Genomic DNA, 20,232 nt, shown 5'->3' with positions numbered 1-20,232 from the left:
AGTTTTGATTTTAAAGTTTCAAGTTATAGAAATCAAGTTTTTCTTCTTATCAGATTAATAAAACCTGAAACTTTAAACTATGTAAAAATATTAACTCCACAGTTCATTTTGTCAGTCAATATCTCTTTTTTCTATGTAAGCAGATTGTTCTAATTCCTTTAAATAATCCTGATAAATTTTATCTTTTTTCTTACTGTAAAGAATTTCTTCTATTTCATCTTTTACTTCTGCGAAAGGATTTATTGATTCATTTTTTTTATCAGCTATTTCAATAATATGATATGCGCCTGATGTTTTTATGAGAGTAAAACTTCCTGTTTTCATTGAAAAGGTTCCTGCAAATTCCTGAGAAAGGTCTTCTTTGTTAAAAACTCCCATATCAATAAATTCAGATGATATTCCTTTATTCCTGAGTTTTTCTGAAAGCGAAGAGAGCCCTTCGGCATTTTCCCTTCCATTAAATATTTCAGAAATTTCAGAATCAAGGCTTTGCATTTCAAATGAAGTTTTTCCTTCAGGAATTCTGACAAGGATTTGCCTTAAATGAATTGTTCCTGAAACCTTAAAGAAATCAAGGTGTTCATTGTAGTAGTCAGTGAATTCTTTTGCTGTGAAAAATATCTTGGGTTTTACAACCTGGTTTGATAAAGCGATTATTGTTATCTGGTCTCTTATTCTCTGGCGGTACTCAGAAAGTGTCAGGCTTTCTTTTTTCAAGGATTCCTCAAACTGTTCATCTGTAAGGGAATATGCCTTCTTTTGCTCTTCGATTGCAGATGTTACATTCTCTTCAGAAACAGTAACTCCCAACTCTTTGGCTTTTTGAAGTTGCAGTTTCTGTTTTATAAGTTCATCAAGGATTTTATTTTTAATTTCTTTTATTTTTTCTTTTTGTTTTTCAGGAGAATACCTGTTTTTTATTTCCTCAATGGGAAGGAAAGATTCTCTCTTTATTTCGCTCAAAGCAAGAGACTCGTTATTTACCACGGCAACAATGCGGTCAATAATTTCTCCATTTGATGAAAACGAAATAAGAAGGATAAAAAAGGATAACATGAACAATTTGGTTTTTCTCATTATTTTCATAACTTCCTTAAAAAAATTAATTAGTCTCTTCAGAAATAATCTCATAGCTGCGGTTTATGGCGTCAGGAAGATTTTTAACATCTTTCCCTCCTGCCTGGGCAAAATCGTTTTTCCCCCCACCTTCGCCTCCAACAATCCTGGCAATTCTTTTTATTATATTTCCAGCGGGAATTTTTTTTGCAAGGTCTTTGCTCACAATAACTATTATTGATGCTTTACCTTTTATATCTGCGCCAAGCACTATTATTCCTGATTTTAACCTGTCTTTTAACCTGTCCCCAAGGTTTCGCAGTTCATCTATAGATTCTGCTTTTTCTAATGAGGCTACTACTTTTATTCCGCCTAAGTCTTTTAAATTTGAAGATATTATGTCATTTACATTATCCCTTGTTCCTTCATTTCTGAGCTTTTCTATCTGGCGCTCACACTCTTTGATTGTCTCGGCTAATTTTTTTATTTTAGGGATAATATCATCAGGTTTTGCTTTGAGCAAACTGGAGATTTCTGCTATCTCCTTTTCTTTTTTCTGTATGTACTCAAGTGCTGCCATTCCTGTTATCGCTTCAATCCTCCTTATCCCTGAGGCTATGGACCTTTCCTGAGTAATTTTGAAAAAACCAATATCTCCTGTTGCCAATATATGGCTTCCACCACAGAGTTCCTTGCTAAAGTCAGAGATTTTAACAACCCTTACCACATCCCCGTATTTCTCATTGAATATAGCTATTGCTCCTGAGTTTACTGCGTCTTTAAAATTCATATTACTGACTTCAACTTCGCGATTCTCCTGAATTTTTTCATTAACAATTATTTCAATCCGTTTAATCTCATCATCTGTCAACTGGGAAAAATGGGTGAAATCAAATCTGAGCCTTCTTGGCTCTACAAGGGAACCTGACTGCTTGACGTGGTCTCCAAGGACTTCCCTTAAGGCAGCATGAAGAAGATGGGTTGCTGTATGGTTGAGCTGGGTTTGCTTCCTGTTGCCGGAGTTGATTTTTGTATCAACCGGGTCTCCGGTCATTAAAGCTCCTGTTATCAGCTTCCCTATGTGGACTATAATTTCCGGAAGTGGCTTCTGCGTGTCTGAAACCTCAAAAATGGAACCATTTCCGATTATTTTTCCTGTGTCTCCAATCTGTCCTCCGGATTCTCCGTAAAAGGGTGTCCTGTCAAGGATTATTTCACATTCTTCTCCTTTTGAAACAGAGTCAACCGGAGTATCATTTTTCAGGATTTTTAAAATTTTTGATTTGGAAGAGCGGGCTTCGTATCCTATGAACTGGACAGGATTTATTTCAGAAGCTATCTGTCTGTAGGCAGGTTTTACCCTTTTTCCCCCTGTGCCGCTCCAGGATTCCCTTGCAAGTCTTTTCTGCTCTTCCATTGCAGATGTAAATCCTTCAGTATCAATTGTGAAGCCTCTATCTGAGGCAATTTCCTGAGTAAGGTCCACAGGAAAACCATAGGTATCATATAATTTAAAAATCTCTCTGCCGGGTATTGATTTTAAATTTTTTTCCTGCAACTCCAGCATCAGTTCATTTAGAATTTTTACACCGCAATTAAGGGTGTTGCTGAATCTTTCTTCTTCATTTAATGTGAGCTTGATTATTAGTTCCTTTGCTTCAACAAGTTCAGAATAGGCATCTTTCATCATTTCAATCAGAACACCTGTCAACCTGCTCATAAAAGGTTTTTTTATTCCAAGCAGGTTTCCGTGGCGCAAAGCCCTTCTTAAAATCCTGCGAAGGACATATCCCCTCCCGTCATTGGATGGAAGAATTCCGTCACTTATCAGAAATGAGATTGCACGGACGTGGTCTGCTATTACTCTTATTGAAATGTCATTTGACTGGTTTCTGCCGTATTCTTTTCCTGCAATTTCAGAGGTAGTGTTAATGAGCGGTTTTAGCAGGTCTGTTTCGAAATTGGAGCTTACACCCTGAACCACTGATGTTATTCTTTCAAGCCCCATTCCTGTATCAATGCTTGGTTTTGGAAGAGGAGAAAGATTTCCTTTTTCATCCCTGTTAAACTGCATAAAAACGAGGTTCCACAACTCAAGATACCTTCCGCAATCGCATTCTATATTGCATTCCTGACGCTTACAGCCAAAATCCGGTCCCTGGTCAATTATTATTTCCGAACACGGACCGCATGGACCTATTTCACCCATTTGCCAGAAGTTATGTTTCTGTCCAAGACGCACAATTCTGCTTTCAGGGAGTCCTATCCTGTTTTTCCATAAATTATGTGCTTCATCATCATTTTCAAACACTGTTACCCACAGGGATTCTACTGGAAGCTTGATGGTATTGGTGAGAAATTCCCATCCAAACTCTATTGCAGCTTCCTTAAAGTAATCTCCGAAAGAAAAATTTCCAAGCATTTCAAAGAATGTATGGTGTCTTGCGGTTTTGCCAACTATCTCAAGGTCGTTGTGCTTGCCACCTGCCCTTACACATTTCTGGACCGTTGCAGCCCTCTTATACTCTCTTGTTTCTTCTCCGAGAAAAATTTCCTTGAACTGATTCATTCCTGCATTTGTGAAAAGAAGCGTGGGGTCGTTTTGTGGAAAAAGGGAAGAGCTTGAAAGGATTTTATGACCCCTTTTTGCAAAGAAATCGAGGAAAAGCGCCCTTATTTCATTTCCAGATAAAAACATTTTTTAAAACTGAAACCTCCTTCTATAATCTCTTAAGAATTCGAAGAAAAATAGAATAAAAGCTTGTGGTTGTCAACTTAAAACAGAGAGATGCAGATTTAATAGTGAATTATTTGCGTTAGAAAATTTTATTTAAAAATTTTAAAATTATTTTATATAAAACAGAGAATTATTAGTGGATATAAAATTTTTATTGACAAAAAATCGATTATCCTTTATAAGGAAAAAGAATCTTTAATAAACAACCTCATTTTTTTCCTTCGGGTAATGCTACCTTGTGAAGAGAAGTGGTTAAAAAATCTGTAATGTGAAAGATATTTTTAAGTTCTGTAAATATAGGTTTTCTGCATGAGACAATCATCCCTGTTTTAGCATACAGAGGGATTAATCCAAAATTTAATGGAAAAATTCTAACCAAAAACATCTCTTTTTAAAATAGCTTTTAACCTAACATAAACATTTTTGAGGGAACACAAAGATGCCAAGAACAAGTAGTAGGGAAACAAAAAAAGAAAGCAGAGAAAGCAAGGAAGTCAAAGAAGTAAAGGAAGATATCAGAGAAGAGGTTAAGGTAGTTAAGGAAGAAATCATAAGAAGAGACAGCAAAGAAGATGGCATGGACCTTCGCAAACTCAAGAATATGACCATAGCCTCACTGAGTTCTTATGCTAAAGACCTTAATATCTCAGGAATAAGCGGTTTCCGGAAACAGGAACTGATTTTTGAGATTTTAAGGGCCCAGATTGAAAAGAACGGATTAATTTATGGAGAAGGTGTTTTAGAAACACTGCCTGATGGTTTTGGATTTTTAAGATCAGCAGATTACAATTACCTTCCGGGACCGGATGACATATATGTTTCACCGTCACAGATAAGAAAATTTAGTCTCAGGACAGGAGATACAGTATCAGGACAGATCAGGCCTCCAAAAGAGGGTGAAAGGTATTTTGCTCTTTTAAAAGTTGAAGCAATCAACTTTGAAGCCCCTGAGGCAATAAGAGATAAAACCCTTTTTGACAATCTCACACCCCTTTACCCACAGGAAAAGATAAAACTTGAGGTTGAAAACCCGGGACATCAGGACGTTTCAATGCGTGTTATGGACCTTCTCACTCCAATAGGCAAAGGGCAGAGAGGGTTGATTGTTGCTCCTCCAAGAACAGGCAAAACAATGCTTCTTCAGTCTATTGCTAACAGCATAACCCAAAATCATCCTGAGATTATTCTCATAGTTTTGCTGATTGATGAACGTCCTGAAGAAGTTACTGATATGCAGCGTTCAGTTAAAGGTGAGGTTGTCAGCTCTACATTTGACGAACCTCCTTCAAGGCATGTTCAGGTTGCTGATATGGTAATAGAAAAGGCAAAAAGACTGGTAGAGCACAGAAAGGATGTGGTGATACTTCTTGACAGTATAACAAGGCTTGCAAGGGCTCACAACTCAGTAGTTCCCCCAAGCGGAAAGATACTCTCAGGCGGTGTTGACTCGAATGCCTTGCAGCGCCCAAAGAAATTTTTTGGGGCTGCGAGAAATATTGAGGAGGGAGGAAGCCTTACAATTATTGCAACTGCTCTAGTAGATACCGGAAGCAGGATGGATGAAGTTATCTTTGAAGAGTTTAAAGGAACAGGGAATATGGAGGTTAACCTGGACAGGAAGCTTGTTGACAGAAGGGTTTTTCCTGCCATTGATATAGGCAGATCAGGAACAAGGAAAGAAGAACTTCTTCTGGAAAATGATGAGCTGAACAAGATTTGGATTTTAAGAAAATTCCTGAACCCAATGGGAGTTGTTGATGCGATGGAGTTTTTAATAGAAAAGATGAAGGCAACAAGAAGCAATAAAGAATTTTTAAACTCAATGAATACTTAAAATTTTTCCTGTAAAAAAATATTGCTTTAAATTTTTATTTATAATAATTAGAAAACCAGGTCTGTAAATATAGTAAGAAAACTAATCTTTGAAAGTATAAATAGCAGAAGGAGAAGAAAGTGAAAAAAGGTATTCACCCGGAATACAAGGAAACCACAATAAGCTGTGCCTGCGGTGGAGTTATTCAAACAAGGTCAACAAAGAAGGATTTAAGAATAGAAATCTGCTCTAACTGCCATCCATTTTTCACAGGAAAGCAGAAGCTTGTTGACACAGCAGGAAGGGTTGAGAGGTTTCAGAGAAAATACAAGAAAAAAGACGCAGAAAAAAACTGATAAATTTTTACCTGTAATGAAGTTTTGTAATTTTTTCTCCCTGTATTCATCCGCAAAAGAAGCCCTCATGGTGTTTCTGCAAACAGCAGGATAGCCTTCTGTTAAGCTAAAGGCATATTGCCTTGGGCTACAAAATCCTAAATTCTAAACAAGCATAAATGTTCAAAATAGAAATGGCCTAAACAAGAAAAAGTTTAGGATTTTGGTATTTGAATTTTGAATTTGTTTACCTGTCTACCGGCAGGCAGGGAATTTAGATATTAGAATTTAGGATTTTATTATGACTAGCATTAAATTTTGACTTTGTGCTCAATAAAACAAAGTATAAATTTTTAGGACTGAGGATTAAATATGTTTGAAAAATTAGAATGGTCAGAAAAACGGTTTGAGGAACTTGCCATGCTGATGAGCGACCCTAAAACGCTGGGCAATCCTGCAGAATTTTCCAAATACGCAAAAGAACATTCGGAGCTGTCAAAGATTATAGAAATTTACCGCCAGTACAAGAAAGCTACTAAAGAGCTTGGAGAGAACAAGACAATTTTAAGTGATGAAAAAGACGAGGAACTGAAAGAGCTTGCAAAGGATGAAATAGAGAGGCTGAATTCTGCTATTGTTGAGATTGAAAAAAATCTCAAACTTCTATTGCTTCCCATGGATCCGAATGATGAAAAGAATATTCTTGTTGAGATAAGGGCAGGTGCCGGAGGCGAAGAAGCCGCACTCTTTGCTTCTGAACTCTTCAGAATGTATTCCCGCTATGCTGAAGGAAAGAAATGGAAGGTTGAGGTAATGAGTTCCAGTTTAACAGGAATCGGCGGGGTAAAGGAAGTTATTGCATTGATTGAAGGTAAAAATGTTTACAGCCAGTTGAAGTATGAAAGCGGTGTTCACAGGGTTCAGAGAATTCCCTCTACTGAAGGAGGCGGAAGGATTCACACATCGACTGTTACCGTTGCAGTTTTGCCTGAAGCAGAAGAGGTGGATATACAGATAAACCCCGATGAGGTTAAAGTAGATGTGTTCCGTTCTTCTGGTCCCGGAGGACAGAGCGTTAATACAACTGATTCTGCAGTGAGGGTTACACACATACCGACAGGGATGGTGGTAACCTGTCAGGATGAAAAGTCACAGCATAAAAACAAGGCAAAGGCAATGAAGATACTCAGGGCAAGACTTCTTGACAGGATGAGAAAAGAGCAGCAGGCTGAGAGGTCCCAGCAGAGAAAGAGTCAGGTAGGAACCGGAGACAGGAGTGAGAAAATAAGAACCTACAATTTTCCTCAGGACAGGATTACTGACCACAGAATAGGTTTAACACTGCACAATCTTGATAAAATCCTGGACGGTGAGATTGATGGGATTATTGATGAACTGATAACATACTACCAGACACAGGCTTTAAAGGAAAGCTTTGTAGGTGAGAATGAAAATGCACAGTGAAGTAAATTTTATTGATAATTCTCATAAGAACTTTAATCCTACAATAGCTGAAGCTCTGAGGACAGCAAGGGAATTTCTTGAAGGTTTAAATATGGAAAAGCCTGGGATTGACTGTGAGGTTTTTATGAGAAGTATGCTTGCAATTAGACGGGCAAAACTCTATGCAGGCCTTGAAAGAAATTTATCCTCGCAGGAACTTGAAAATTACAATGAGCTCATAAAACGGAGAAGCAAGAGAGAGCCGGTACAGTACATACTTGGAAACCAGGAATTCTGGTCCCTTGATTTTTTTGTGAACAAAAATGTTTTAATACCAAGGCCTGAAACAGAGGGTTTAATTGAAAAAGTTATTGCACGGGCAAAAGATAAAAATATAAACAACGAACCATTAAAGATTCTTGATATAGGAACAGGATGTGGAAACATTGCTGTTTCTATTGCAAAGGAATTAAAATCAGCAAGTATAATCGCAACTGATATTTCAGCAAATGCTTTGAAAGTTGCAAGGATTAACGCTGAAAGAAATGGTGTTGCTGGCAGAATAATATTTGTTCAGGGTAACCTTTTTACACCTTTTGCCAAAGATTTAAAATTTGACTTTATAGTTTCAAACCCTCCATATATTCCTTCAGGGCAGATTGACAGGTTATCCCCTGAGGTTTCAAAATGGGAGCCAAGAATAGCTCTTGATGGGGGAGAGGATGGACTATGCTTTTACAGAAAAATTATAGGTGAAGCTTTTAATTGCCTGTGTGATGATGGATTCATTATGCTGGAAATAGGCGGGGACCAGGCTGAAGGGATTAAAGAGATTGTTAGAACACATAAAGAATATAGTGAAGTGAAAATTAACAGGGACTACTCAGGGAAAGACAGGGTGGCTGAGATATGGATAAGATAGTTATAAATGGCGGTGAAAGACTTAAAGGAGAGGTCAGAATAAGCGGGGCAAAGAATTCAGCACTTCCTATAATGGCAGCAACTCTGCTTTGTGAAGGTGTGAATGTTATAAAAAATGTTCCACGTTTAAAAGATGTTGATACTTTTATAAAACTTCTGAAACATATCGGGGCTGAAATCAGCATGGATGCAGAAGGTAATTTTCTTGTTGATGGAAAAAGGATAAATTCCTGCGAAGCTCCTTATGAGCATGTTAAGACAATGAGGGCTTCAGTCCTTGTTTTAGGTCCTCTTGTCGCAAGGTATGGCAGGGCAAGGGTTTCTCTTCCGGGCGGGTGTGCAATAGGCGCGCGCCCTATAAATTTACATATTAAGGGACTTGAAGCTTTAGGGGCAGAGATTCAGCTTGAACATGGATATGTTATTGCATCAGCAGAAAAACTTAAGGGAGGGAACATCTATTTTGACATTCCCACTGTAACAGGAACTGAAAACCTTATGATGGCTGCGGTTCTGGCAGAAGGGATTACAGTTATTGAAAACACAGCCTGCGAGCCTGAGATTCCAGAGCTTGCAGAGGTTTTAAGGAAAATGGGCGCAAGGATTACAGGAGACGGAACAGGAAGAATTGAGATTGAAGGTGTTGAAAGTCTGAGCCCGTTTGAGCACAGGATAATGCCTGACAGGATTGAGACAGGGACATTTATGCTTGCAGCAGGAATTACGTGCGGGAATATTCTTATAAAAGACTGCGTACCAGCACACTGTCATTCCCTGATTCTCAAGCTGAGAGAGACAGGAATAGAGGTGACTGAAGGGGATAACTGGATAAGGGTTGTGAGTCCTGAAAAGATAAAGGCAACTGATGTAAAGACTTCGCCATATCCCGGGTTTCCAACAGACATGCAGGCGCAGTTTATGGCTTTGATGTGCCTTGCAGACGGAATGAGCGTTGTTACTGAAACAGTCTTTGAAAACCGCATGATGCATGTGAGCGAGCTTTTAAGAATGGGCGCTGATATAACTGTTGACGGCAATTCAGCAGTTGTCAAGGGTGTAAAGTATTTAAGCGGAGCGCAGGTTATGGCTACAGATTTGCGGGCAAGTGCAAGCCTGATACTTGCAGGGCTTGCAGCGCAGAATGAAACAATTGTATCAAGAGTGTACCATATTGACAGGGGGTATGAAAGGATAGAGGAGAAGTTTCAGAAGTTGGGGGCGAAGATTAAGAGGGTGAAGTGATAAAAAAATCCAAATGTCAAGTCGCAAAATTCAACATAAGCACAAAACAAAATAAATTAAATACTTCTTGTGTTAAATTTTAGAATCTGAAATTTTTTGCTTTTAATTTTAACATTTTTTATTTAGATTTATTTTGTAGTTTGGTTTTTGTTATTTGTCATTAGCAATTGAAATTGGGCCTGTAGCTCAGTAGGATAGAGCGGCAGATTCCTAATCTGTAGGCCGGGTGTTCGAGTCACCCCAGGCCCATATTAAATCAATAAATTTTTTTATACTTTTATCTTGACTTATTCTATATATTCAACTTATCTTAAATTGTGAATTATATAATTTTTATTTCTTTTTGAGGTTTTTCAAGAACAAGACTATTCAAGATAATTTTAAAAGGCATCCATGGTTTTGAGATAAATTCATCTAAAATTTTTTGATTTCTTAATTAACAATTATTATAAAGGAGGGTTTAGCTATGAATCTTATAACAAATATTCTGGCAATTGTCTCAGCAATAAGTGTTTTTTTAGGGATAATTTTTAAAGCAGGAAAAATCGAAATCCTCGAAGTAGTCAATCCAGCAAATTTATTACAGCTTGCCTATGTTTGTCTTGGCTTTGCTATTCTCTCATGCCTGATGGAAATTAGAAATAAAACAAAGAGTTAATTTGTCAAAGACCGGGCAAGAGTAAGATTATATTTAGCTGCAAAAAAATCGGGCTGAAGCTTGAGTGCAAGCTGAATCCATTTATATGTTACACATGTCATGAGCCGTTCAATAAAGAATAATAGATTCTCCCTTAAAGGTCTTTTCTAATACCCTGTCAAATATCAATCCTGAAGTCAGGTCCCTACTTTTTTGGGATTTGAGTTTATTCTTATTAATGAGTATTATAAGTCTTTAAACTTGATTTGATATTTATATTTTGGTATTTGGATTTAAAATAATCTTTGGCTGGAATATTGATGTTCCAGATTTATAAAAACCATGAAAAACAATACAGGATTAGCGGTTATCATAGCACTTGTGATAGGTATTATTTTAGTTGTTGCTTTCAATGTTCAGAAATCCTCTGAAAAGGAGATTGCCAGCCAATTTAATTCCCAGCAGTTAATTGTGGCACACGAAGTTGCAATACTTATTGAGAGTTTTTTTAAAAAAACACTGGATGAGCTTAATCTTGCAGCATTTTTTTTAGGCAGGAATATTTCAGAATTAGAAGAAACGACACCTCTTTTAAATAAGCTTTTTTCAAATTTACAGTTTGATTCAATAATTATCAGTACTGCTTTTATAAACGCAAAAGGGGAGATGTTGTCTCAATATCCAACACCTGAGTCATTGAAAAACAAGGATATTAATTCGTTTGACAATAAGGACTTTTTTGTTTTTTCAAAGCAAACCTTGAAGCCATTTATATCAAAGGCTACCATGAATAAAGGAAGAAGGGAAATAATCATTTCTTTCCCAATACATAAACAGACTAAAACTGAAATTGGAGAAGGCAAGGAATTTTTAGGGATTCTGGTATGCTATATAGATGTTAAGGAACTGGCACAGACTTTTTCAAAACCCATTAAAAGAGGGGTTATAGGGTATGCATGGATTCTGAATGAAGATGGGACGCTGCTCTACCATCCTTCTCATCCCGAGATGATATGGAGAAATATATTTAAAAACGATGGAACCTGTTTTCAATGTCATGAAAGCTTTGAAAATGAAAAAAGGATGGTGAGAGGTGAAATAGGGACAAAGGAATACTTTGTAAAGACTGGAGGAAAAAAAATAATTGCCTATTACCCAATAAAAATTTTTGATAAGAGATATATTCCTCGCCTGAGCGAAAAAGGAATGAGAATTGCAAACTGGTCAATAGCGGTTTCTTCCCCTTATTCAAATGTAATAAGCCTGATAAAGCAAAGCAACAGGAACATTCTTTTCATGACAGGGCTTGTGGTTTTAGTCCTTTTCTGCGGAAGTATTTATCTGATAACAATTAACATAAAGAGAGTCAAGGCTGAAGAGAAGATGACATGGGGAGAAAAGGTTTTAGAGGCAAAGAACCGTCTTCAGGCGCTGTTTGATGGGATTACTGATGGCATTTCTATCATGGACAAGGACTATCGTGTGGTTGCTGTCAATAAAGGACAGGTAAGAATGTCAGGGAAATCTGAAGATGAATTAATCGGACAGCTCTGTTATGAGAAATTTACTGATAAAGACGGAGTTTGCGAGGGATGCCCGGTAGAGGTAACTATGACAACAGGCAAGTCTTCAACAGGAGAAAGGATTGTAAAAAAAGAATCAGAGGGAAAGAGATACTGGTCAATGCTGACATTTCCATTAAAGGACAGTGAAGGAAGGACAACACAGGTGATAAAATATGTAAGAGATATCACCGAGCAGAAAGAAATGAATGAGGAAATCGAGCAGTCAAGAAGGCTGTCTGCGATGGGAGAAATGATAGCCGGTGTTGCCCATGAGATAAAGAATCCGTTGCAGAATATAAGTATGGGGATTAGTCTGGTTAAATATGAGACCGAGGGTAACAAGGAGTGCAGGGAGACTATTGAAAATATAATGGAAGGAGTAAAAAGCCTAAACACTATTGTAGAGGATCTTTTGGATTTTTCAAAACCCATGAAATTAGATATATTTAAATGTGATATAGATGAAATATTAGATGAAGTTCTTACCAGTATGGATGAAATTTTTGAGAAAAATCATACAAAGATAAAAAGAGACTTTTGCGGAGACAAGAAGTATATAAGAATAGACGGCATGAAAATAAAGCAGGTTTTTATCAACCTGATTCAAAACTCCATTGAAGCAATGCCTGAAGGCGGAGAGATAATGATATCAACAAAAAACCTTTCCGGCAAAGGGATGGATTATTCTGAGGTTAGAATAAGGGATATAGGGCATGGGATTGCAGAAGGGAATCTCGGAAGGATTTTTGACCCTTTTTTCACTACCAAGACTAAAGGCGTGGGACTTGGCATGGCGATAATCCAGAGGATTGTAAAGCTTCACAAGGGTGAGATAAAAGTCAACAGTGAGGTTGGGAAAGGAACAGAATTTATCCTTACTTTGTATCCTAATTCCCTTGAATACTAATTTAAAAGGACATTGTTTTACAATGAACAAAAAGATTTTAATTGTTGATGATGAAAAAATAATCTGTGAACATTTGCGAAAAGTCCTTGGCAGAGAATCCTATGAGGTTAAAGTCTGCCATAGTGGTTTTGAGGCTTTGGAATGTCTCAAAGAGGAACCATTTGGGATGGCAGTTGTGGACATTAAGATGCCGGGAATGGACGGGATTGAACTTCTTGGAAAAATAAAGGAAAAATATCCGCAGACATCAGTGGTAATAATGACCGCCCATGGTTCTGTTGAAACTGCTGTTAAAGCGATGAAAACCGGTGCCATAGACTATCTTTCCAAACCCTTTGAGGCAGAAGAGATTAAGCTTGTTGTTGAACGGGCTTTTGAACATCTGAAACTTGTAGATGAAAACCTCTATTTGCGTAATCAGATAGCGGAAAAGCACAGATTTGGAAATATCATCAGCAAGAATTACAAAATGCAGCAAATCTTCGACCTGATAGCAAGCGTGGCAGTGACTGATGCAACAGTTTTAATCTATGGAGAAACCGGAACCGGGAAAGAGTTGGTGGCAAAATCAATTCACTATAACAGTAACAGGAAGGAGAACAAATTTGTTGCCATAAATTGCGGTGCATTGCCTGATACTCTCCTTGAGACCGAGCTTTTTGGCCATGAGAAGGGGTCTTTTACAGGAGCGATAAGGCAGAAAATCGGGAAATTTGAACTTGCTGACAAGGGGACAATTTTTTTGGATGAAATAGGGAATGTCACTCCAGCCATGCAGGTTAAGCTTTTAAGGGTTTTGCAGGAAATGGAGTTTGAAAGAGTTGGAGGTAACAAAACGATAAAAGCTGATGTAAGGATAATAGCCGCTACCAATAAAGACTTAAAGCAAAGAGTTGTTAATGGAGAATTCCGTGAGGATCTTTACTACAGGGTGAATGTTGTCCCTATAAACATTCCTCCTCTAAGGGAAAGACTGGAAGACATTCCTGTCCTGGCATTGCACTTTCTTGAGAAGCACTGTGAAAAAACAGGTAGGGAAATTTATGCCTTTTCACAGAATGTTCTTGATTCTCTGATGCATTACCACTGGCCCGGAAATGTGAGAGAGCTGGAGAATATTGTAGAAAGGGCAGTTATTCTGGAAAGAGGCAAGATGATTTCCAAAATAGATTTGCCTGTATCTCATAAAAAAACAGAGGAAAAGAAAATTGATTTTCTCAATACCGGTTTAAAAACAGAGGGGATTTCGCTCAGGGAATGGTTAAGGATGAATGAGAAAAAGTATCTAGCTGAGTTAATGAAAAGGTGCGATGGAAATGTCAGGGCGGCACTGGTACAGGCAAAAATTGGCAGCAAGACCTTTTACAGAAAAATAAAGAATTATGGAATTACTAAAGATAAATTGAAAGAGATTGACTCTGAAAATATCAAAGGTGAAATAACTACCAAAATGTAGGAAATCCATTATAAAAAAACCATTCTCTGAAACGACAAAACCCTTTGTCGTTTTTAAGACAATACCTTTTTCCCCCGCTTTAGTTGAAAGTTAGGATCTTATTGTAAAACAATTGGTTAGAAATTTTAGCTGATTCTTTTATTTTTTGGCATAGATTATGCTACAACTTTTAAAGTTAGTAAGTTTTTTAAAAAGTTTAAATGAAAAAATCCGGAGCTTTGGGATTTAAGCTTATTTTTATGAAATGTCCTTATTACTCTGATGAACCTATAAAGATTTGCAAGGCATTTTTAGAGGGGATTAAGATGCCGAGCAAAAAAGAAATAAAGGAATACTGCTTGTCTGAGAATTATGAAAAATGTGTTTTCTTTCAAAAAAAAGAAAAAGATATTTGGGAGTCTGAAAATGATAAAGAACCAACCCCCATTAAGCTATGAAGATTAGAGAAGGATGGGTTTGTGTTGGATGGTGGAAGGGCTGAGGCTTTTGAGGGTTGTAGAAGGGGGGGGTGTTGGAACCTAGTTTTATACTGGGAAAATCTAACACCCCCTATTTTTCTTTTGGCTTTTAGCTGTCAGAAATTGGATTTTTGGCATTGATTTAATGGTTTCACTTTTGATACTCTAAACCTATGTGATTTATTTTGATAGAGCATAGAATATGAATGCAAGTAAAAAAAAAGTTTATACTATATTATTAATAACTGTATGTTTGTTCTTTTCTTTTAGAGTTGAGGCAAAGAATAATAATCCGTGCTCAGACTGCCACTCAGAAATAAAGATTGAAATTCATTCAGTACTTGCCTGTTCTGAGTGCCATCAGGATCTGCAGAATATTTCTAAGTTTCCCCACAAAACACCTCTTGCGTCTGTTGACTGCAGTGTCTGCCATAAGGATTCAAAGGCTGTATATGATAAAAGCCTTCACGGAGAGGCTATGGCAAAAGGAATTGCTGATGCTCCGCGTTGTCAGTCATGCCACGGGAGACACGACATTAAAAGTAAAAATGACCCCGATTCTCAGGTTTCCAGAGTAAATATCCCGAATATGTGCGGCAAATGTCACGGAGATTTAAAATTCGTTGAAAAACAGAAAGGGGTTTTGACTGTAAACCCTTATCAGGCATATAAGAAAAGCATCCATGGTGAAGCAGTTGCCGGCGGTGCAACAATGGCAGCAGTTTGTATAGATTGCCATGGCAATCACAATATGAGGCTTCCTAATGACCCGGATTCTCTGGTTTCAAGAAAAAATACATCAAGTACCTGTGGTAAATGTCATCTTGGTATTTATAAAGTCTTTGAAGAGAGTATTCACGGGAAGGCTGCCAAAGCAGGAGTATCTGATGCTCCGGTCTGTACTGATTGCCATGGGATTCATGCAATAAAATCACATATTGATCCAAAATCTTCTGTTTCAGAGGTAGCTATTTCTCTTACAACTTGCCCGAAATGCCATTCCGGAATAAGGCTGACAGAAGAATACGGAGTAGCTGCGCAGAGGGTCTCAAGCTATCTTGACAGTTTTCACGGGCTTGCTAAAAGAGGCGGCTCACACATTGTTGCAAACTGTGCAAGTTGCCACGGAGTCCACGACATACTTCCTTCTTCTGACCCAAAATCAACAATCAATAAAAATAACCTGCCGGTAACCTGCGGCAAGTGTCATCCGGGTGCGGGCAAAAACTTTGCTAAAGGTGCAATCCATGTAATTCCTTCTTTAGAGGGAGAGATAGGAACAAAAATTGTGTTTTATGTGAAATGGTTCTATATTGTTCTTATCATATTTACTATAGGCGGGATGGCTTTTCATAACGGTCTTGATTTTCTTAAAAAGCTTCTTGTATCCCTTTCAGGTAAAAGGACTTATCATTCAGTGTCAGGGATATGGTATGAGCGCTTCAATCTGTCAGAAAGAATCCAGCATCTTCTTCTTCTAACAAGTTTCATAATTCTGGTCATTACAGGATTTGCCCTTAAATTCCCTGATGCGTGGTGGGTAACACCAATGAGGGTTGTTGAGGGAGGAATGAATCTGCGAGGGCTTATTCACAGGCTGGCAGCCCTTGTTATGATTGGCGCTGCCATTTACCATATTTACTTTCTTCTTGTTACAAGAAGAGGGAGGTATGAGCTGAAGGAGATGTTTCCTGTAGTTAAAGATGCGATAGATGTATTTCAGAACATTAAGTATCTGCTAGGGATAACATCTGAGAAACCGAGATTTAAGAGATTTAATTATATAGAAAAGAGTGAGTATTGGGCACTGGTATGGGGAACGATTGTGATGGTAATCACAGGTTTTATTTTATGGTTTGAAGTTGAGACAATGAAATTTTTTCCAAAATGGATTTCAGATGTTTCAGAGGTTATCCATTATTATGAAGCCTGGCTTGCAACACTGGCAATAATTGTATGGCATTTCTACTATGTAATTTTTAATCCTGATGTTTACCCAATGAACTGGATCTGGCTTAACGGAAAAATTTCAAGGGAGGATATGGAACATGAGCATCCGCTTGAACTTGGAGAGATAGAAAAGAGGAGCGAAGAAAATGCTTAAGAATTTTCCTGTAGCAATGTTTCTGATGATTTTAATCATTTTTTTACCTTTAAAGGCTTCAAGCCAGACTGCCGGTGTTTCAAATGAGGAATGTTTTGGATGCCATGAGGATAAAAGCCTTTCAAGAAAATCTGCAACAGGCGAAGAGATTTTGCTTTTCGTAGAGGGCAAGGAATTCAACAGGTCAGTTCATAAAAATGTAAGATGCATTTATTGCCATGATGATTTAAAAGACATCAAAGATTTTCCTCACAAAGAATCCCTGAAAAAAGTTGAGTGCAAGACGTGCCACGAAAAAGAATTTGCAAGCTTTGCTCAAAGTGTGCACGGAAGGGAATTTATCAAAGGCGACAGAAATGTTCCGGGATGTGCAACCTGTCATGGAAAGCATTATATTCTCTGTGCAGATGACCCCGAGTGTTCAACTTCACCGGCGAAACAGATAAAGACATGTACAAAGTGTCATGAGGACCAGAGAATTGTAAAAAAATATAATCTGCCGGGAATAGAGTTTATTAAATCATACGAAAAAAGCATTCATGGACGTGCAATTACGGAGAAGGGGCTTATTGTTTCTGCTGTTTGCAGCGACTGCCATGGGGCCCACGAAATAAAACCTGCTGATGATCCAAAATCCTTGAAGAACAAAGCGAATATTCCAAAGGTATGCGCTAGGTGTCATGATTCAGTCTATAGCCAGTATGTGGAGAGCATCCACGGGAAGGCAATTTTAAGTGGCATTAAGGATTCTCCTGTGTGTACTGATTGCCACGGAGAACATACAATAGCAGCGTCTTCTGAACCTTCCTCAAAGGTTGCTCCAAAAAATATTCCTGAAACTTGCTCGGTCTGTCACTCAGATGTAAAACTGACTGAGAAGTACGGAATCCCGGGAGCAAGATACAAAACCTATCTTGACAGCTATCACGGAATGGCGAGCAAATTCGGGGAAGTGACTGTTGCAAATTGTGCAAGCTGTCATGGTTACCACAACATACTTCCATCTTCTGATAAAAATTCGCTAATCAATAAAGATAATTTACCCAAAACCTGCGGGAAATGCCATCCGGGAGCAACAGGAAAATTTGCTATTGGAAAAATACATGTTGAGGCAAAGAAGGAAAGTTCTTTAGGCAAATACTATGTAAGGCAGTTTTATATATGGTTTATAAGTATACTGATTGTCTGTTTTGTTAGTTATGTTGCGCTGGAATTGTATGGGTATTTCAGGAGGAAGCGGTAGAATTGTAACATCTGCGGGACAAGAATGTCCCGCCTATCGATAGGCGGGGTTTTCTAACCCCGCTAAAAGATAATTTTTGACAAGGATAACAATCATGAATAATAGAAAAGAGAGTTTTGTAATAAGATTCAATCTGACCTTCCGTCTTCAGCACGTTCTGTTATTTACTTCAATGATAATTTTATCTCTTACAGGATTTGCTCTTATGTACCACGACACCTCATGGGGGGAAATGCTGATTAATTTAGAAGGCGGGTTCAAAATGCGGGGAAGAATACACAGGGTCTTTGCAGTTGTCCTTATCCTTACCGTTACCTGGCATTTTTTTCAAGTACTTTTTACAGAAAAATTCCACCGGGAATTTTTAAAATTTAAGCCACGGCTGAAGGATTTTAAGGACTTAATGATGACAATGAAATATTATTTAAAGTTAAGCAATGAGAAAGCCAGGTTTGAGAAATTCAACTTCATCCAGAAATTCCAGTACTGGGGGGTTATAACTGGTACTTTTTTCATGGGAGCAACAGGGATTATTTTGTGGTTTAAGGATTTCTCAATGGCAGTTATGCCTAAATGGGTTATGGATGTAACCCTAGTGGTCCATGGCTATGAGGGGACTCTTGCTTTTTTAGTTCTCTTTCTCTGGCATCAGTATAACGCACATCTGAACCCTGATGTTTTCCCAATGGATATGACGTGGATTAATGGGAGGATGTTGCTAAAGGATCTGAAGGAAAGGCATCCGCTGGAGTATGAGGAGCTGATGAAAGAAACAAAGATTGATTCTGCTCAATAACAAAGGTCAGCTTTAATGTCATTGCGAGGAGCGATAGCGACGAAGCAATCCCCCCATCCCCCCTTTTGTAAAGGGGGGATAAGGGGGGATTTGTGAGATTGCTTCGCTTCGCTCGCAATGACAATTGGAATAAATTAGGTATTATGAAGAAACTTTTAAGATTAATTTTATTGGGGACTATTTTATTAGTAGGTGGGAGGGCTTACTGTGAAGAACTCAAGAAATGTACCACCTGTCACGGGAAACCCGATTTCAGAAAGATTCTTGAGAGCGGGAAGGTACGGGATTTGTACATTAACGAGAAGATACTGAGGGAATCTGTACACGGGAAAAGAGAGTGTACTGACTGCCATACTGATATTACAGAGATTCCTCACAGGGGAGAGATAAAAGCTGTTAACTGTTCAAAACAGTGTCATTTTATAGGCAATATAGCAGGAGCACCTCAAAGCGATAAATACGCTGAATACAAAGACAGCGTTCATGGAAAGGAATTTTTTTTAGGAAACAAAAAGGCTCCTGTTTGTCAGGATTGTCACGGAAATCATAACATTTTCAAACCATCAGACGGGCTTTCTCAGGTTGCAAGAAACAATCTTCCAAGGACATGCGCAAAATGCCATCTGAATATTTACATTGAATACAAAGAAAGCATTCACGGTGTAATGTTTGAAAAAGGTAACAAGGATGTTCCTGTTTGCACCAACTGCCACGGAGAGCATAACATAAGAAGACCTAATGACCCGAAATCAACTGTATCAAAAGAGCATATATCAGGGTCCTGTTCAAAGTGCCATTCAAAGGTTGAGATAATGAAAAAATACGGAATTGAGACTGAACAGGTTGAAACCTTTAAAGAGAGTTTTCACGGGGTGGCAAGCGAGTTTGGTTCCACAACTGTTGCAAACTGCTCAAGCTGTCATGGCATCCATGATATAAGACCGTCAATTGACCCGAAGTCTTCGATAAACAAAGCAAATATTCCGGCGATGTGCGGCAAGTGCCATCCTGGTGCAAACATCAATTTTGCAAAGGGTAAAATTCATGTAAATCCAAAGAAAAAAGAAGCTGGGATAATATTTTATGTAGCGCAGGGATTTAAGTGGTTAACAATTTCAACAATGATTGCGCTTATTACACATATTTTCTTTGACCTTTACAGAAGAAAGAAAAAAGAAAAAAACTGATAAGTAATTTGGGCAAGTTCTGAAGTTATGACTTTTGGAGTTTTTTTGATTATGGAAAAATCAGATGAAAACAAGAAAGAGGAACAACAGTTTTCTAACCAGAAAGTTTCCGGAAGCAATGAAACCCATCTCAAGGAAGAGATAAAAAAAAGCATAATTAGAGATATCGAAAAGAAAACTGAGGATGGGATAAGCGACGATGTTGCTGATGAAATGGCTAACGCTCTGATTGCCCGTGTTAAAGGAGCGAGGGAAGAAGTCGTAAAGGAGTTTTTAAGAAAGAAGAAAATAGAAGAAAAGAAAGTCCTTGAAGAGGAAAAAGAAGAAACTTT

Annotated in this window: 15 protein-coding genes and 1 tRNA gene; 14 read left to right on the top strand and 2 right to left on the bottom strand. The window is 38.0% G+C overall.

Annotation, left to right across the window (positions count from 1 at the left end):
- Positions 1-111 precede the first annotated feature (111 nt).
- The gene (locus A3H37_05760) at positions 112-1,086 is read right to left on the bottom strand and encodes a hypothetical protein (protein ID OGL48577.1); all 975 of its coding nucleotides are present in this window, start codon (positions 1,084-1,086) and stop codon (positions 112-114) included.
- Positions 1,087-1,102: 16 nt separating this feature from the next.
- A complete protein-coding gene (locus A3H37_05755; protein OGL48576.1) occupies positions 1,103-3,754 on the bottom strand; it encodes an alanine--tRNA ligase in 2,652 nt (883 codons plus the stop codon).
- Between the two features lie 616 nt (positions 3,755-4,370).
- On the opposite strand from A3H37_05755, the gene A3H37_05750 reads away from it, so the two are divergent.
- The 14 genes from A3H37_05750 (at position 4,371) to A3H37_05685 (ending at position 19,900) form a co-directional block, all read left to right on the top strand.
- Complete coding sequence (locus A3H37_05750; protein ID OGL48634.1) at positions 4,371-5,627, top strand: transcription termination factor Rho; 1,257 nt, start codon at positions 4,371-4,373, stop codon at positions 5,625-5,627.
- A 119-nt stretch (positions 5,628-5,746) separates the two neighbouring features.
- Positions 5,747-5,962 carry a 50S ribosomal protein L31 gene (locus tag A3H37_05745; protein OGL48575.1) on the top strand — a complete coding sequence of 72 codons (216 nt, stop codon included), beginning with the start codon at positions 5,747-5,749 and terminating at the stop codon, positions 5,960-5,962.
- 351 nt (positions 5,963-6,313) lie between these two features.
- The gene (locus tag A3H37_05740) at positions 6,314-7,405 is read left to right on the top strand and encodes a peptide chain release factor 1 (protein ID OGL48574.1); all 1,092 of its coding nucleotides are present in this window, start codon (positions 6,314-6,316) and stop codon (positions 7,403-7,405) included.
- The gene (locus tag A3H37_05735; protein ID OGL48633.1) at positions 7,395-8,306 is read left to right on the top strand and encodes a protein-(glutamine-N5) methyltransferase, release factor-specific; all 912 of its coding nucleotides are present in this window, start codon (positions 7,395-7,397) and stop codon (positions 8,304-8,306) included. The genes A3H37_05740 and A3H37_05735 overlap by 11 nt, the downstream gene beginning before the upstream one ends.
- A complete protein-coding gene (locus A3H37_05730) occupies positions 8,294-9,547 on the top strand; it encodes a UDP-N-acetylglucosamine 1-carboxyvinyltransferase (GenBank protein OGL48573.1) in 1,254 nt (417 codons plus the stop codon). Before A3H37_05735 ends, A3H37_05730 begins: the two co-directional genes overlap by 13 nt.
- Positions 9,548-9,722: 175 nt before the next feature.
- Positions 9,723-9,796: transfer RNA gene (locus tag A3H37_05725), tRNA-Arg, on the top strand.
- A gap of 217 nt (positions 9,797-10,013) precedes the next feature.
- Positions 10,014-10,205 (top strand): hypothetical protein, encoded by a 192-nt coding sequence (locus tag A3H37_05720; GenBank protein ID OGL48572.1) that lies wholly within the window; start codon positions 10,014-10,016, stop codon positions 10,203-10,205.
- Between the two features lie 321 nt (positions 10,206-10,526).
- Entirely contained in the window at positions 10,527-12,656 is a 2,130-nt protein-coding gene (locus A3H37_05715) for a hypothetical protein (GenBank protein OGL48571.1), read from the top strand.
- 22 nt (positions 12,657-12,678) lie between these two features.
- On the top strand, positions 12,679-14,112 hold the full coding sequence (locus A3H37_05710; protein ID OGL48570.1) for a two-component system response regulator: 1,434 nt from the start codon (positions 12,679-12,681) through the stop codon (positions 14,110-14,112).
- Positions 14,113-14,312: 200 nt separating this feature from the next.
- Positions 14,313-14,549, top strand: a complete 237-nt coding sequence (locus A3H37_05705; protein OGL48569.1) for a hypothetical protein — start codon at positions 14,313-14,315, stop codon at positions 14,547-14,549.
- A gap of 223 nt (positions 14,550-14,772) precedes the next feature.
- On the top strand, positions 14,773-16,674 hold the full coding sequence (locus tag A3H37_05700) for a hypothetical protein (protein ID OGL48568.1): 1,902 nt from the start codon (positions 14,773-14,775) through the stop codon (positions 16,672-16,674).
- Entirely contained in the window at positions 16,667-17,917 is a 1,251-nt protein-coding gene (locus A3H37_05695) for a hypothetical protein (GenBank protein ID OGL48567.1), read from the top strand. Before A3H37_05700 ends, A3H37_05695 begins: the two co-directional genes overlap by 8 nt.
- Positions 17,918-17,993: 76 nt before the next feature.
- Positions 17,994-18,713, top strand: coding sequence for a hypothetical protein (locus tag A3H37_05690; protein ID OGL48566.1), 720 nt, complete (start codon positions 17,994-17,996; stop codon positions 18,711-18,713).
- Between the two features lie 143 nt (positions 18,714-18,856).
- The gene (locus A3H37_05685; protein OGL48565.1) at positions 18,857-19,900 is read left to right on the top strand and encodes a hypothetical protein; all 1,044 of its coding nucleotides are present in this window, start codon (positions 18,857-18,859) and stop codon (positions 19,898-19,900) included.
- Positions 19,901-20,232 lie beyond the last annotated feature (332 nt).

The sequence above is a fragment of the Candidatus Schekmanbacteria bacterium RIFCSPLOWO2_02_FULL_38_14 genome, from assembly GCA_001790855.1.
Classification (GTDB): Bacteria; Schekmanbacteria; GWA2-38-11; order GWA2-38-11; family GWA2-38-11; genus 2-02-FULL-38-14-A.
This window is presented reverse-complemented; position numbering and strand designations above follow the sequence as displayed.

Excerpts from the sequence above, each read along its gene's own strand:
- A3H37_05760 (OGL48577.1), bottom strand. The coding sequence starts at position 1,086 with ATGAAAATAATGAGAAAAACCAAATTGTTCATGTTATCCTTTTTTATC.
- A3H37_05755 (OGL48576.1), bottom strand. The coding sequence starts at position 3,754 with ATGTTTTTATCTGGAAATGAAATAAGGGCGCTTTTCCTCGATTTCTTT.
- A3H37_05750 (OGL48634.1), top strand. The coding sequence starts at position 4,371 with ATGGACCTTCGCAAACTCAAGAATATGACCATAGCCTCACTGAGTTCT.
- A3H37_05740 (OGL48574.1), top strand. The coding sequence starts at position 6,314 with ATGTTTGAAAAATTAGAATGGTCAGAAAAACGGTTTGAGGAACTTGCC.
- A3H37_05735 (OGL48633.1), top strand. The coding sequence starts at position 7,395 with ATGCACAGTGAAGTAAATTTTATTGATAATTCTCATAAGAACTTTAAT.
- A3H37_05730 (OGL48573.1), top strand. The coding sequence starts at position 8,294 with ATGGATAAGATAGTTATAAATGGCGGTGAAAGACTTAAAGGAGAGGTC.
- A3H37_05720 (OGL48572.1), top strand. The coding sequence starts at position 10,014 with ATGAATCTTATAACAAATATTCTGGCAATTGTCTCAGCAATAAGTGTT.
- A3H37_05715 (OGL48571.1), top strand. The coding sequence starts at position 10,527 with ATGAAAAACAATACAGGATTAGCGGTTATCATAGCACTTGTGATAGGT.
- A3H37_05710 (OGL48570.1), top strand. The coding sequence starts at position 12,679 with ATGAACAAAAAGATTTTAATTGTTGATGATGAAAAAATAATCTGTGAA.
- A3H37_05705 (OGL48569.1), top strand. The coding sequence starts at position 14,313 with ATGAAAAAATCCGGAGCTTTGGGATTTAAGCTTATTTTTATGAAATGT.
- A3H37_05700 (OGL48568.1), top strand. The coding sequence starts at position 14,773 with ATGAATGCAAGTAAAAAAAAAGTTTATACTATATTATTAATAACTGTA.
- A3H37_05695 (OGL48567.1), top strand. The coding sequence starts at position 16,667 with ATGCTTAAGAATTTTCCTGTAGCAATGTTTCTGATGATTTTAATCATT.
- A3H37_05685 (OGL48565.1), top strand. The coding sequence starts at position 18,857 with ATGAAGAAACTTTTAAGATTAATTTTATTGGGGACTATTTTATTAGTA.